This window comes from Bacteroides sp. LFL-34 (genome assembly GCF_027257075.1).
Lineage (GTDB): Bacteria > Bacteroidota > Bacteroidia > Bacteroidales > Bacteroidaceae > Bacteroides > Bacteroides ovatus.
Window position 1 is genome coordinate 82,507 of the sequence record NZ_JAPQKZ010000016.1, and the last position, 13,638, is coordinate 96,144.

A 13,638-nucleotide genomic window follows, 5' to 3' on the forward strand; every position below is an offset into this window, starting at 1 on the left:
TTTCTTATGTTTGTAATCATCAAAAAGCAAAAACACATGGAAAAGACCGACTCTTCGCCTTTATCCCGACAAGCGCTGTACGCAGATAAAAAACAATGGAATCAATTCCTTTCTATTTTTTTATTGGCAGTGGGCGTTGGTTTTACAGTGGCAGGAATTATCTTCTTCTTTGCCTACAACTGGGAGGAATTACCCAAATTTGCAAAGTTAGGAATAGTAGAAGTGTTATTAGTAGCTTCTGTCCTGCTCGCTACATTCACGCATTGGAATAAGCTCGTCAAACAAATTCTCCTGACCGAAGCTACATTCCTGATAGGCACGCTTTTCGCTGTCTTCGGACAAATCTACCAAACGGGAGCCGATGCTTACGATCTTTTCCTGGGATGGACTCTCTTCACTATTCTCTGGGCGGTTGCTATCCGTTTCGCTCCGTTATGGCTGACGTTCATCGGATTACTTTGTACTACGATATGGTTGTACAATATACAGATTGCCAGTGCCAACTCCTGGGAAATGACTTTGCTGGCCAATGCAGTAACCTGGATATGTGCCTTAACAACGATCATCACGGAATGGATGAGTGTAAAAGGTCATTTGGACAGAAACAATCGCTGGTTTGTCAGTCTTCTTTCACTGGCTACTATTATACATACCAGTTTTCTGTTAATGATGGCAATCTGCGAAGAGAATGCCATATTGTCTGTTCCTCTCATAAGCACCCTCCTTTTATTCTCTGCGGGACTTTGGTATGGATGGAAAGTAAAAAGCCTGTTCTATCTGGCTATCATTCCGTTTGCTGCGTTAATGATTCTATTGACTACATTCATATCACAAAGCGGTCTTAGGGATGTTCAGATATTCTTCTACGGAGGGGTTATTGTCATCACCGGAACAACTTTACTCATTTACATCATTCTTCATCTAAAAAAGCAATGGTATGGCACAGAAGCATAACCTCACCATTCAAGCCGTATCTATTATCGGAGGAATCCTGACGGCTATTTTCTTTCTGGGATTTCTGGCACTTGCCAGAATCCTCCGCTCCGATATTTCTTGCCTGATTGTAGGAAGTATATTAATTCTCACTACCCTAACAATCAGCCGCATGGTGATTCGGTCTTTTCTGGATGCAATGAACATCACTTTATACATAGCCGGGTGTGTATTGATTGGTTTTGGTATAAATGCCAGCATTAATATCCTCTTCACTACACTTATGGGAATCAGTATTCTCACATTCTTGTTATCAAGAGGGTTTATCCTCCCCTTTCTTTCAGTCATTCTGTTTAATATATCTTTCTTCGGAGAAGCCGCCCATGTCTTTTCTTCGTTTTATCCCTTGCAAATAGCTGTAGTTCCTATCCTTGCACTATTTTTATTTGCCAACATCTTTGAAACTAAGTTGTTTGAATGTATAGGAACAGAGAATTACTTTTCCAAATACAAACCATTTCATTTCGGATTATTCATATCCGGTATCGTCTCACTGGGAGGATTATCAATCAATTATCTGATATCAGAAACAAATAGCTGGCTTGTATCCTGCATACTGTCTGTTTGTATATGGATCGGTATTCTTATAATGGTTCAACGAATCATGCAGGTCATGAAAGTGGATCATCCGGTGAACCAGATTGGTATCTATATTCTTTGTATTGTTATCTGTCTGCCTACCGTGTTTGCTCCTTATTTATCCGGCAGTTTGTTGCTGATTCTAATATGTTTCCATTATGGCTACAAAGCGGAGTGTGCTGCCTCGCTTCTTCTTTTTATCTATGCCGTTTCCAAATACTATTATGATCTGAATTTAAGCCTGCTCACCAAATCCATGACACTTTTCTTCATCGGAATTGCATGTATTACAGCCTGGTATTTCTTCACTCAAAAAAGAACAAGACATGAAAAAGTATAGCCGAATATTGATTATTGCAAACCTGATACTGCTACTGGGATATTTCAACTGGTCGGTTTATAAAAAAGAGCAAACTTTGAAAGACGGACAGTTGATTTTGTTACAGCTAGCTCCCGTCGATCCCCGCTCTCTTATGCAAGGAGACTATATGAGGCTTAGCTACAAAGAAGCTTCATCAGATCTGCTAGACCAACAAACTGCCATACGCGGTTATGCCATACTTCAAATTGACAGTAATCAAGTAGGAAAAATAGTGCGGCTGCAAAACGCTTTAGAGCCTGTAAACGACAATGAGCTAGTCATCAAATATAAAATAGTACGTCACCGGATCTTCCTCGGTGCCGAGTCTTTCTTCTTTGAAGAGGGACAAGATACTCTTTATCAAAAAGCCGTATATGGCGGGCTGAAAGTGGATGGTAAAGGCCAAAGCCTGCTCGTAGGACTGTATGACGAGAACTTCCATTATATTCAATCCGATAAATAAATAATAATGAAAAAGCCCGTACTTTCGCAAGCCCGGGCTTTCTATATTCTCAAAACATCTCCTTAATCTATAGGGAAATAAGGGACTAGCAAATTGGTTTCTAGTGCAAATAAGGAGATGTTATGAAATAAAAAAAAGGGATACCTGTGGGAAATAAGGGAGGTATCCCTTTCTATAAGAAGAACAGAATTGGAAGGATTGACTTTCACAAGCCAAATCCTTCACTCTGTTTCTTCTCGGCGTATTCTTCACACAAGGTGAAGAAGGGTTTTATTATTCTGAATTTGGAGTAGTTTCAACTGTAATACAATCCTTTGCTTATATAAAGCATTAAGAGGTTTGAAGCAACTCTCCAATTTTTCTTCTTATTCTGCCGGAATAGTTACTGTAATTGTATTCTTTCCTTCATAATTCTTAATTGTACCCCACTTAGATGTAGCTTTTACTTCTACAGTATAAGTTACAGCTTCGTAGAAATGGTGAGATTTACCTTCTGCTGTAAAGGTCACCTTTCCTGTAGCATCATCAAGAGACAGATAAGTTGACGCAGCTGCTTCTTTGAATTCAAAAACAGGAGCTGCCAGACCATAGATATCAAGAGGATTAGTAACTGAATTTGCAAATCCATTGCTTCCTGTTCCTGCTACCACAGCACCATCCTTCCACATAGTCTTACCTGCCAAATCATTCCAAGCAAAACCTGTTGAAACATTATATTCTACAGACTTATCAGATAAAGAAAGAGTCGTTGCAGTCGGAGCAACCCAAGTTCCACTAATATCTTTCACTTCAACAATACCTTCAATCGTATCCTCAACTTTACCATTATAGCTAGCTTTAATAGTAAACTTAACTACAGCAGGTACAGTCTTACCACCAACAGTCATCTTACCAGTATAGAGATCTTTATCAAACGTAAACTTAGCCTCGTTTTCATCATAGCTAACGCCAGCAATGCTATTTTCCGTAATGTTAGTAGTAATTACGAAAGTACCACCTTTAGCCAAAACAGCAGCTTTAACAGCATCAAAGTTGGAGAATATAGTAGCAAGCTTAAATTCGGAAGTAATAGCAGTAGCCGCTGTCTCAGAATCTTTTGTCGGAGTAAAGCCTGTACGAGTTTGATCTGAAGACCACATTTCCGACACTCTAGCCAATTTAGCCAAAGTGATAGGCTTAATCTTAACTGGAACATTTACAACAAGCGTATAGCCATCTCCTTCGAACTTAGCTGTTGCGGTATAATCACCAGCAGCTGTATTTTTAGGAATGATTAAAGTCAAGGCATTATTTGCACCATTTTCTAAGCGTATACCTATTGTAGGAAGAAGTTCAACCAAACTCAAACTTTCATAAGCTGATGGGCGGATATTCACAGCCGGATCGTTATAAATGTCAGCAACATTTAGAACTACTCTCTCCTCTGCAGCAACTACTGTTTCATTAGTCCAGTCACGTTCTACCAAAGCATACGCATGTATAAGTTCATCAATAGTACGTGTTACTTTTACAGTTCCTAACTTTTTAGGATTATCAGAACTAGTTTCCAAATAGAAACCTGGAGCCGTTACTTTAGCCATAACATTAGCAGTTTTATCCAAAGAAGCAATCAGACCGGATGTTTTTAGACTAACGCTACCTGCAGTAGAAACTTCAAATAGATTTGCATCTGTTCCAGTCAAGCTATAAGTCGTCGCAAAGATATTCTCTACATTCAGTTCTTCTAATGTTTTTGTAAATGCTGTGCTTCCACTTGCAGTTGTTGTATATGAAACCGTCAAAGTTCCAACTCCTGAATAATCAACCGGTTGGGGAGCATCATAGATAATCTCGCCTGCTTTCTCTGTTACTACCTCATAATAAGCAGTCTTCAGATAATAACTAGACTGTATCACTGCGATATAATCAGAATTAACATTTGTCGGAGTCAATCCTTCTTTACCTTCCGCATCTTTTGTGCTTACAATATTCAAAGATATCGCATGGCTCTTTTCGCTTGAAGTTGTTAATGATACTGTAAGAACACCAGCTTCACAGTTCTTCACTTCTACGGCAAACGGTTCAGCAGCACGAGTCCAGTTACGTTCTTCAGCATTTAACTTGATTTCGTAGTTTTTATTGAAATCCTCCAATGTCATAGCAGCAGAAGCCGGAGAAATACGGAATTGCAATTCTTTTGCATCTGCACTCTTCGCTGCAACAACATAAGAAGATGAGGTTGAAGTTTTCTTAGCATACAAAGTATAGAAATCTACGCTACGATCTATGCTTGTAGGAATATATACTACACTCTGAATCATACCTTTAATAGCAACACCCAGTTTTGCAAGGTCATCTTCTAACGTATCTATACGGCTATTTACAGTCGTCAGTTCTGCTGAAACAATCGCCTTGACTTTTTCACTGAATTCTGCGCTTGCATAAAGACCGGAAAGAGTCGTTTTAAGAGATTTCACCTCTGCAATAACGGCTTCTACACTCTCGAAACCATTTTCTACCGCTTTATCTTCCAATGCTGTTTGATAGTCTTCCAGCGCAGTCAGTTTAGCAAGGATACCAGTTTTATCAGCATTAATAGCAGCATACAATTCTTTAATAACATCTGCTACAGTTGCATCCTCTCCGGCAAGAGCAGCAACTTCCTTCATACTGCCAAAGTCTGCAAGAACCTTTGTTTGAATAGCATCATTTATTGCAGCGGCAATCTCCCCATCTTCTCCCAAAGCTGTGGCAATTTCATCACTGATAAGTCCTGACAGTTTTGCAGATTCAACGTAGTTCTTCAGCTCTTCTTTTGTAGCGAAATTGACTTTTAAACCATCCAATTCCTCTTTAAGGGCTTCCAGCTTTACAATTCTTGCTGTCAAACCATCAATATCAGACTTTTGAAGTTTCTTCAGTGCTTCTAAATCATTCTTAGCTGTTGCCAAGTCTTTTGTCAGCTGGTCGACCGTTGCCTTATCAGCAGTCTTTGACAATTTGTCCTCCAAATCAGTAATTTTCAGACCCAAATCTTTAATTTGAGAATCCTTATTCTCCAATTTTGTCTTTAAATCAGCCAACTGACTTTCCAAGGCACTTTTAGCCGCATTAATGGCAGTTTGCATGTCTCCCACGCTTACAGGATTGTTTGACTTGATCTGGTCAATTTGTTCCTGTACACTTTTTATGTCATCATCATAGTCCTTACAACCTACATAGGTGACAGTAGAAAGCGCCAACGCCCCGAAGAACATCACTTTTACAAATTTTCTTTTCATAACTACTTAAAAATTACATTAATAATATATTATTAAACACTAAGTTTCAATAATAGCACAACCCGTTACTCTGTAGGTAACAGAGAAACCTTTGTGCCTGCTCTTCTGGAGTAGTCGATACTGAAAAATGATACCAAATGTGATGAAATTTTTTTACCCCTGCTTCTGAAAGGCAGTAGAGGGGAAGGAAATCTTTTGCAAAATTTAGAAGTTAACAAAGCCCTAATACAAAGAATCCGCGTGTTTTATTTGTCCTAGTTCTACTTTTGAATGCTTTATTAGAAAAAATGTGTGATTTCGTTTGGTTGTTTTAAGAAATATGCTCATATTTGCACCGATATTCATTCCCGTTACCTACAGAGTAACAGAATAATTTTCAAGCACTTACACCTGTCACTGAACGCTTTACAAAATCGAGAACTTGCTTATTTGCTTCATCAATTTTCTTATTCCTGAAAGGCTTCAGATAAGTTTCAGTGACGGTGATAGACGAATGTCCCATCGCTTCGGAAATAATACCCGGATGGATTTCACAATAATAAGCCGTCGTAGCCCAGGTATGACGGGCAGTGTATGAACTAAGTTTATCTCCCAATCCGAGCAATTCACCCAATAACATCAGCTGTTGGTTAAAACTACGTAATGCAAGCTGATATTCGCGATAGGCTTCTTTAGTTCCTTCCCGACTTCTCAACAATGGAAATAAATAAGGAGAAGAAGAATCACGATTCATGTATTTCTTTACCAAAGCCATTGCTTCCGGAGTCAATGTCACCGACAATGGTCGCCCGGTTTTACGTCTGCGATACGTTATTACATTACCGCGCAAATCACTCTTACGCAAATAAGCAAGATCGACAAACGGCATACCACGAAGCGAAAACATCAGGATGAATAGCTCCTGCGCCTGATATACCGCTAATGGTACACCCGATGCACGAGATAATTTAGTAAACACCTTCTTCATATCGTCATCACCCAACGCACGTTTATGGTCAGCCCGCGTTCCGGTATAAACAGAACGAAATAAATGAGGAACATAAGGAGCCTTCTGAAGATCGACCGCACGATTGTAAACCGCACGAAAGGTCCGTAAATAGGTGGAAACGGTGTTCCAACTACATCCACGACTGCGAAGATATACTTCGAACCCTTTCAACCACTCCGAAGTCACCTCACTAAAAACAAAATCATTTTTCCCACGATAAGCAATGATGGCATTCAGACTACTACGATAGACATGTGCAGTCCCAAAGTTTCCCTCCATCTGTAACCCAGTGGCTACCTGCTTCATAAATGCTAGTACTTTCAACATCTCATAATTTATTAATAATTTAGACGATAAATATACGAGTATTATCCCATCAATGGAAATACCCCGCATGAACAAACAAAGGAAATAGCTAAGATGTTCCAAAGACAAAAGAGCACGAAAAGCCCGGACTTTCACAAGCCCGGGCTTTCTATACTCTCAAAACATCTCCTTAATCTATAGGGAAATAAGGGACTAGCAAATTGGTTCTAGTGCAAATAAGAAGATGTAATGAGACAAAAAAAGGGATACCTGTGGGAAATAAGGGAGGTATCCCTTCCAAGAGACAAACATTTGAGAAAACATACTTTCACAAGCATAATTTTCAGTCTATCTCTTAGCATATTTCTTTTTAAAGGATTTATTATCCTATATTACAACTTGTAAAGAGAAGGCATCTTAAGTCTAAGAAGAATTAGGATGCCCTCAATTACAAATCCTTTAATCCTGATTACTTATTTACTTTTACGTAGATTGATACAGATTTAGTTCTGCCCCACTTATCAAGAATATTAACATTTACTTTACAAGTAGGAGGAGTTAGGATTACGGCACCCTCCTTCTTAGATATAACAACTTTCTTTGGATCATCAGTAAGATTACCATCGTTCTTCGCCAAATAAGTTGTAGCGTCATCATCTGCTAATACAACTGAAACAGACTCTATTCTGTTATCGCTGAATTCATAGGAATTACCACGAGCATCTATTCTCTTGAAATCTTTAGCTGATATTTCTACAGTATTTCCTTCGATTATGAACGGATTTGCTTCTGTTCCTATAATTTTCTTATCTACTTCTTTGGTATATTCGAAAGTACCTTCAAAGATTTCTGATAGTATTGTCAAATTGAATCTATCAGTAATAGCTTTCAAACGAGAATTTCCGAATGGTGCATAAGACACAGTAATATAACGACCAGTATAAGCACCACCCCAATTTTCATCAGTTGCTGGCTTAGAAACATAAGGGAAAACTTTAATTTTTGAATTCTTTGTTGGTTGTGGGAGAGTCTCATCCAACCATGCAGGAGCAAACTGCTTTTTACCACTTACCACTCTAGAAGGTTTCTCTTCAGTGAATGTAATAGTATTCTGTTTATCCGCTGATATAGAACCTTCTTTATATAGGGTGTAAAGATCGAAGCCAATCTTTGTATCAGCAGTAGCAGCAAGAACTGCAGTAGTCGGTACTGTACCATAAGCCTTGGCATTATCACCATCAAAGTAAGCAGTTGCACGTTTAAATGTGAACAATTTATCATTCTGCTGATCTACAGTAATCTTGAATGTAGTTTCATACAAAAAGTCATTACCCAAACCTGCTTGGGAATCCTTATTTTTGAATTTAACTGTAGCAGTATGAGATACGGCAGCCACATTTTCTTCGTCAAATGTAGCTTGGATTACAAATTTAGTAATTTTAGCTATATCAGCTTCACTTGTTCCTGATACAGGCTTTCCGTCTTTATCCAGACCTACCAATTTTAACTGAATACTACCATCCATATAAGACTGAACCACCTTTCCATTGATCATTGCCTTATCATCAGTATAAGCAATAGTCGCAACTATTGGGTCTGACAGTTTAATTTGTCCTTTAATCTCATCTACTGAAGGACCTACTATTTCAGAAGTAGCTGTCTTATTGCTAGCATCTACGACCCAAGTCATATCTTTGATTTCAGCTTTCTTAGACACATAAGTAAACGTCAATTCAACTTCAGGATCTTGAGTACTTCCATCAACAAGAAGACAGTGAATCTTAACTTTCACCTGACCCTCCTTATTTGCTAGAATTGTATTCTTCTCTTTATCAAATTTTGCATCAGCTTTTTTAGCTTCTTCATCAGTTACCTCATAATAATAAGCTACCACCTTATCCAATTCACTACCAAACAATTCATCCAAATTATAGGTAGTTTGGTAAGGCATAGGTTCAGGAGCAGTAAAATTAACATCCGGTATATTTTGGCTGCTAGCCTTAATTTTCACACCATACTGGGAAATGATTTCATTACCCCATGCATCTTTTGTTGTAAGCGCATAAGCAGTTTCAGCACTTTCCAAAGCTGTCAATTCGTCCTTAGTCAATCCGTCTACAAACTTCAGAGTCAAATCGTATACACCTTTATTTGCTGTAGGCTCTTTTTCCGGATCCGCTGCACGAGTCAAAGCATCTATACTAAAATTATCTGCTATATTTGCAACAGCAAAATTAGTATTACCCTTAGAGTCCGTCAAGCCTATTTCATAAGCTTGAATATCTGCTGCTTTCAAGTTTACAGGATTAATCAATGCATGAATCTTGCTGCCACCTCTAGCAACAAGCAAATCCCCTTTCTTCTTGAAAGTTTTGTTTCCATTAAACACAATATCTTTGCCAGCTATGCTATAATATAAAGTAGTTTCAGCCTCTGTAGAACCAACATCAACAGAACCATCGCCTTTTATACCAAGCACACTCATACTAGTGATACGAGCCGATTTCGGCATAGAAACCGTTTCCCATTCTTTAGTCTCCTTATTGAAAATATTCAATATCCAAACCAATGGATTACTAGCATCAGCAGCTACATAAATATCAGTAGCAGCTTTAATTTTTGTCTCTACAGTTTTTTTAGTTTCAGCATCCCAAACCATCCAGAATCCATTTTCTGAAATTTGAGGTGCATATCCGTCTTCTCCTTTACCACCCGGAGATCCTGCAGCGCCCGGTTTGCCATCAGCACCTTTCTTTCCTTCTGCACAAATACCAAGATCATTATCATTGACAATCCAGTTCTTTGTTACCGGATCAATCTTAATAGTCGTTGGTGTAGCATCCTTACCGCTTGTAATAGAATAACTTTTATTATCATTAAAAGTTATCTTAAATCCATCGGTAATTTGTTCAACATTGGTAACCCATTTACCTTCTTTCACAAAATTCTGCAACTCGGCTATACTAGCTTTGTTTGCGTCAATCTGTGTTTGCAGATTGTCGATGTCATCATCGTAGTCTTTACAGCCTACATAGGTGACAGTAGAAAGTGCCAGCGCCCCGAAGAACATCACTTTTACAAATTTTCTTTTCATAACTACTTAAAAATTACATTAATAATATATTATTAAACACTAAGTTTCAATAATAGACTGCCCGTTACTTTGTAGGTAACGGAGAAACCTTTGCGCCTGCTCTTCGGGAGTAGTCAATACTGAAAAATAATACGATATGCAATGAAACTTTTTTACCCCTGCTTCTGAAAGGCAGTAGAGGGAAGGAGATCTTTTGCAAAAATTTAGAAGTTAACAAAGCCCTAATACAAAGAATCCGCGTGTTTTATTTGGTTAATTCCTGTTTTGAGTAGTTTATTAGAAAAAATGTATGATTTCGTTTGGTTGTTTTAAGAAATATGCTCATATTTGCACCGATATTCATTCCCGTTACCTACAAAGTAACAGAATAATTTTCAAGCGCTTACACCTACAACAGAGCGTTTCACGAAGTCAAGAACTTGTTTATTTGCTTCATCAATTTTCTTACTTCGGAAAGGTTTCAGATAGGTTTCAGTGACGGTGATAGACGAATGTCCCATCGCTTCGGAGATAATGCCCGGATGGATTTCACAATAATAAGCTGTCGTAGCCCAGGTATGGCGGGCGGTGTACGAGCTCAACTTATCGGATAATCCCAATAATTCACCTAGCAACATCAACTGTTGGTTAAAGCTGCGCAATGCCAACTGATATTCGCGATACGCCTCTTTGGTTCCTTCACGGCTTTTCAACAATGGAAACAAATAAGGAGAAGAAGGATCACGATTCATATACTTCTTCACCAGGATCATCGCTTCGGGAGTCAATGTCACTGACAATGGCCGTCCTGTCTTACGTCTGCGATACGTTATTACGTTATCACGCAAATCACTCTTACGCAAATAAGCGAGATCCACAAATGGCATACCACGAAGCGAAAACATCAGAATAAATAACTCTTGCGCCTGATATACCGCTAATGGCACACCGGACGTACGAGACAATTTTGCAAATACCTTTTTCATATCTTCATCGCCCAATGCACGTTTATGGTCGGCACGAGTACCGGTATAAACAGAACGGAACAGATGAGGTACATAAGAAGCTTTCCGAAGATCAACGGCACGATTGTAAACCGCACGAAACGTGCGCAAATAAGTGGAAACGGTGTTCCAACTGCAACCACGACTGCGAAGATATACTTCAAATCCCTTTAACCACTCCGGACTCACTTCATCAAAGGTGAAGTCCACTTTCCCACTATAAGCAATGATGGCATTCAGACTGCTACGATAGACGTGCGCAGTACCGAAGTTTCCCTCCACCTGTAGCCCGTTAGCTACCTGCTTCATAAATGTTAATACTTTCAACATCTCACTTTTATTAATAAATTTGATTCTAAATATACGAAGTATTCTCATTACTAAGAATACGTTGACCAAACAAAATATAAAGCAAGGATGTTTTGAAAAGATCAATTTGCAGAATAGATTGATAATAAAAAGAACGAGGGTACCCTTTTCGGACACCCTCGTTTTCATATTCATTCAGCGAAAGCCGGAATTACATCATTCCGCCCATGCCTCCCATTCCGGGAGCGCCCATCGGCATTTCTGGCTTATCTTCCTTCTTTTCTACAATTACACATTCAGTAGTCAGGAACATACCAGCGATAGAAGCTGCATTTTCCAAAGCTACACGAGCAACCTTAGCAGGATCTACTACACCGGCAGCGTGCAAGTTTTCGTAAACATCCGTGCGGGCATTGTAACCGAAATCACCTTTACCTTCACGTACTTTCTGAACAACTACTGCACCTTCTTTACCAGCGTTAGCAACAATCTCGCGAAGCGGTTCTTCGATGGCGCGTTTGATGATACCAATACCAGTTGTTTCATCGGCATTATCCCCCTTCATTCCTTCCAAAGAATCAATAGCACGGATATAAGCTACACCACCACCCGGGATGATACCTTCTTCGATAGCAGCACGAGTTGCACGCAAAGCATCGTCCACACGGTCTTTCTTTTCTTTCATTTCTACTTCAGAAGCAGCACCTACATAGAGAACAGCTACACCACCTGACAATTTAGCCAGACGTTCCTGCAATTTCTCACGGTCATAGTCAGACTTAGTTGCTACAATTTGTGCTTTGATCTGTTCGCAACGTTCCTTGATGCTGTCTTTGTTACCTGCACCGTTTACAACAGTTGTATAGTCTTTAGTAACTGTAACTTTGTCAGCAGTACCCAACATTTCGATGGTAGCCTGTTCCAGTTTCAAACCTTTTTCTTCGCTGATAACAACACCACCTGTCAGGATAGCGATATCTTCCAGCATTTCTTTACGACGGTCACCGAAGCCCGGAGCTTTCACAGCACAGATCTTCAATTGAGAACGCAGACGGTTTACTACCAATGTAGTCAACGCTTCGCTATCTACATCTTCTGCAATTACCAACAGAGGACGACCAGTCTGTACAGCAGGTTCGAGGATAGGCAAGAAATCTTTCAGGTTAGAAATCTTCTTGTCATAGATCAGGATGTAAGGTTTCTCCATCTCACATTCCATCTTTTCCGTATTTGTCACGAAGTAAGCAGACAAATAACCACGGTCGAACTGCATACCTTCTACTACACCGATAGTAGTGTCTGTTCCTTTTGCTTCTTCGATAGTAATCACACCGTCTTTAGAAACTTTACGCATAGCGTCAGCAATCAATTTACCGATTACCGGATCATTGTTTGCAGATACAGTGGCAACCTGTTCAATCTTGTCATAGTTGTCACCTACAGTTTCAGCCTGATCCCTGATTGATTCTACCACTTTGGCAACGGCCTTGTCGATACCACGTTTGATATCCATCGGGCTAGCACCGGCAGTTACGTTCTTCAAACCTTCAGCTACGATAGCTTGTGCAAGAACGGTTGCAGTAGTTGTACCGTCACCGGCATCGTCACCTGTCTTAGAAGCAACTTCTTTTACCAACTGTGCACCAGTGTTCTGGTAAGCATCTGCCAATTCGATTTCTTTTGCTACTGTCACACCGTCTTTTGTGATGTGCGGAGCACCGAATTTCTTCTCAATGATAACGTTACGTCCTTTCGGGCCCAGAGTTACTTTTACTGCATTTGCCAAAGCATCGACACCTTTTTTCAATTGGTCACGGGCATCGATATTGAATAATATTTCTTTTGCCATCTCTTTATTTACTATTTAAAGATTTACTATTTACTATTATTAATTAACCCAAAACAGCGAGAACATCGCTCTGACGCATAATCAGATATTTAGTACCTTCAACGTCAAGTTCTGTTCCGGCATATTTACCATAAAGAACTGTATCGCCTACTTTCAATACCATTTCTTCGTCTTTCGTACCGTGACCTATTGCCACAACTTCACCCTTCAAAGGTTTTTCTTTTGCTGTATCAGGGATAATGATACCACCAATTGTTTTTTCTTCTGCAGGTGCAGGGAGGATAAGCACTCTGTCTGCTAATGGTTTAATGTTCATAGTTACTTGTTATATTTTAGTTATACATTTAATAGTAGATGTTACCCGCCATTTTTCAGGCGGAACGCTAAAGTTATTGCGAAAAGCGTGCCAAAGTAAATAAATGATTCTTTGTCAGAAATAGACTGACAAAATGA

Annotated in this window: 9 protein-coding genes; 3 read left to right on the forward strand and 6 right to left on the reverse strand. The window is 39.3% G+C overall.

From position 1 onward, the window contains the following. The first annotated feature begins 36 nt into the window (after window positions 1-36). From N5O98_RS11820 to N5O98_RS11830, 3 genes are read left to right on the forward strand one after another with little or no spacing between them, the layout of a single operon-like run. Complete coding sequence (locus N5O98_RS11820) at window positions 37-954, forward strand: DUF2157 domain-containing protein (protein WP_032852997.1); 918 nt, start codon at window positions 37-39, stop codon at window positions 952-954. Beyond that, the gene (locus tag N5O98_RS11825) at window positions 938-1,912 is read left to right on the forward strand and encodes a DUF4401 domain-containing protein (RefSeq protein WP_004301056.1); all 975 of its coding nucleotides are present in this window, start codon (window positions 938-940) and stop codon (window positions 1,910-1,912) included. The genes N5O98_RS11820 and N5O98_RS11825 overlap by 17 nt, the downstream gene beginning before the upstream one ends. After that, window positions 1,899-2,396, forward strand: coding sequence for a GDYXXLXY domain-containing protein (locus N5O98_RS11830; RefSeq protein WP_004307158.1), 498 nt, complete (start codon window positions 1,899-1,901; stop codon window positions 2,394-2,396). Before N5O98_RS11825 ends, N5O98_RS11830 begins: the two co-directional genes overlap by 14 nt. A 365-nt stretch (window positions 2,397-2,761) precedes the next feature. Here the strand turns inward: N5O98_RS11830 and N5O98_RS11835 are convergent, their stop codons facing one another. From N5O98_RS11835 to N5O98_RS11860, 6 genes are all read right to left on the reverse strand, one after another. Further along, window positions 2,762-5,656 carry a mepB protein gene (locus N5O98_RS11835; RefSeq protein ID WP_022199815.1) on the reverse strand — a complete coding sequence of 965 codons (2,895 nt, stop codon included), beginning with the start codon at window positions 5,654-5,656 and terminating at the stop codon, window positions 2,762-2,764. 376 nt (window positions 5,657-6,032) lie between these two features. Next, window positions 6,033-6,971 carry a tyrosine-type recombinase/integrase gene (locus tag N5O98_RS11840; protein ID WP_004311770.1) on the reverse strand — a complete coding sequence of 313 codons (939 nt, stop codon included), beginning with the start codon at window positions 6,969-6,971 and terminating at the stop codon, window positions 6,033-6,035. Between the two features lie 448 nt (window positions 6,972-7,419). Further along, window positions 7,420-10,044, reverse strand: coding sequence for a PL29 family lyase N-terminal domain-containing protein (locus N5O98_RS11845; protein ID WP_004311771.1), 2,625 nt, complete (start codon window positions 10,042-10,044; stop codon window positions 7,420-7,422). A 374-nt stretch (window positions 10,045-10,418) separates the two neighbouring features. Then, entirely contained in the window at window positions 10,419-11,357 is a 939-nt protein-coding gene (locus N5O98_RS11850) for a tyrosine-type recombinase/integrase (RefSeq protein ID WP_004307167.1), read from the reverse strand. Window positions 11,358-11,547: 190 nt separating this feature from the next. Continuing rightward, window positions 11,548-13,185 carry a chaperonin GroEL gene (gene groL, locus N5O98_RS11855; protein ID WP_004311772.1) on the reverse strand — a complete coding sequence of 546 codons (1,638 nt, stop codon included), beginning with the start codon at window positions 13,183-13,185 and terminating at the stop codon, window positions 11,548-11,550. A gap of 43 nt (window positions 13,186-13,228) precedes the next feature. Beyond that, the gene (locus tag N5O98_RS11860; protein WP_004301062.1) at window positions 13,229-13,501 is read right to left on the reverse strand and encodes a co-chaperone GroES; all 273 of its coding nucleotides are present in this window, start codon (window positions 13,499-13,501) and stop codon (window positions 13,229-13,231) included. Window positions 13,502-13,638: the final 137 nt, after the last annotated feature.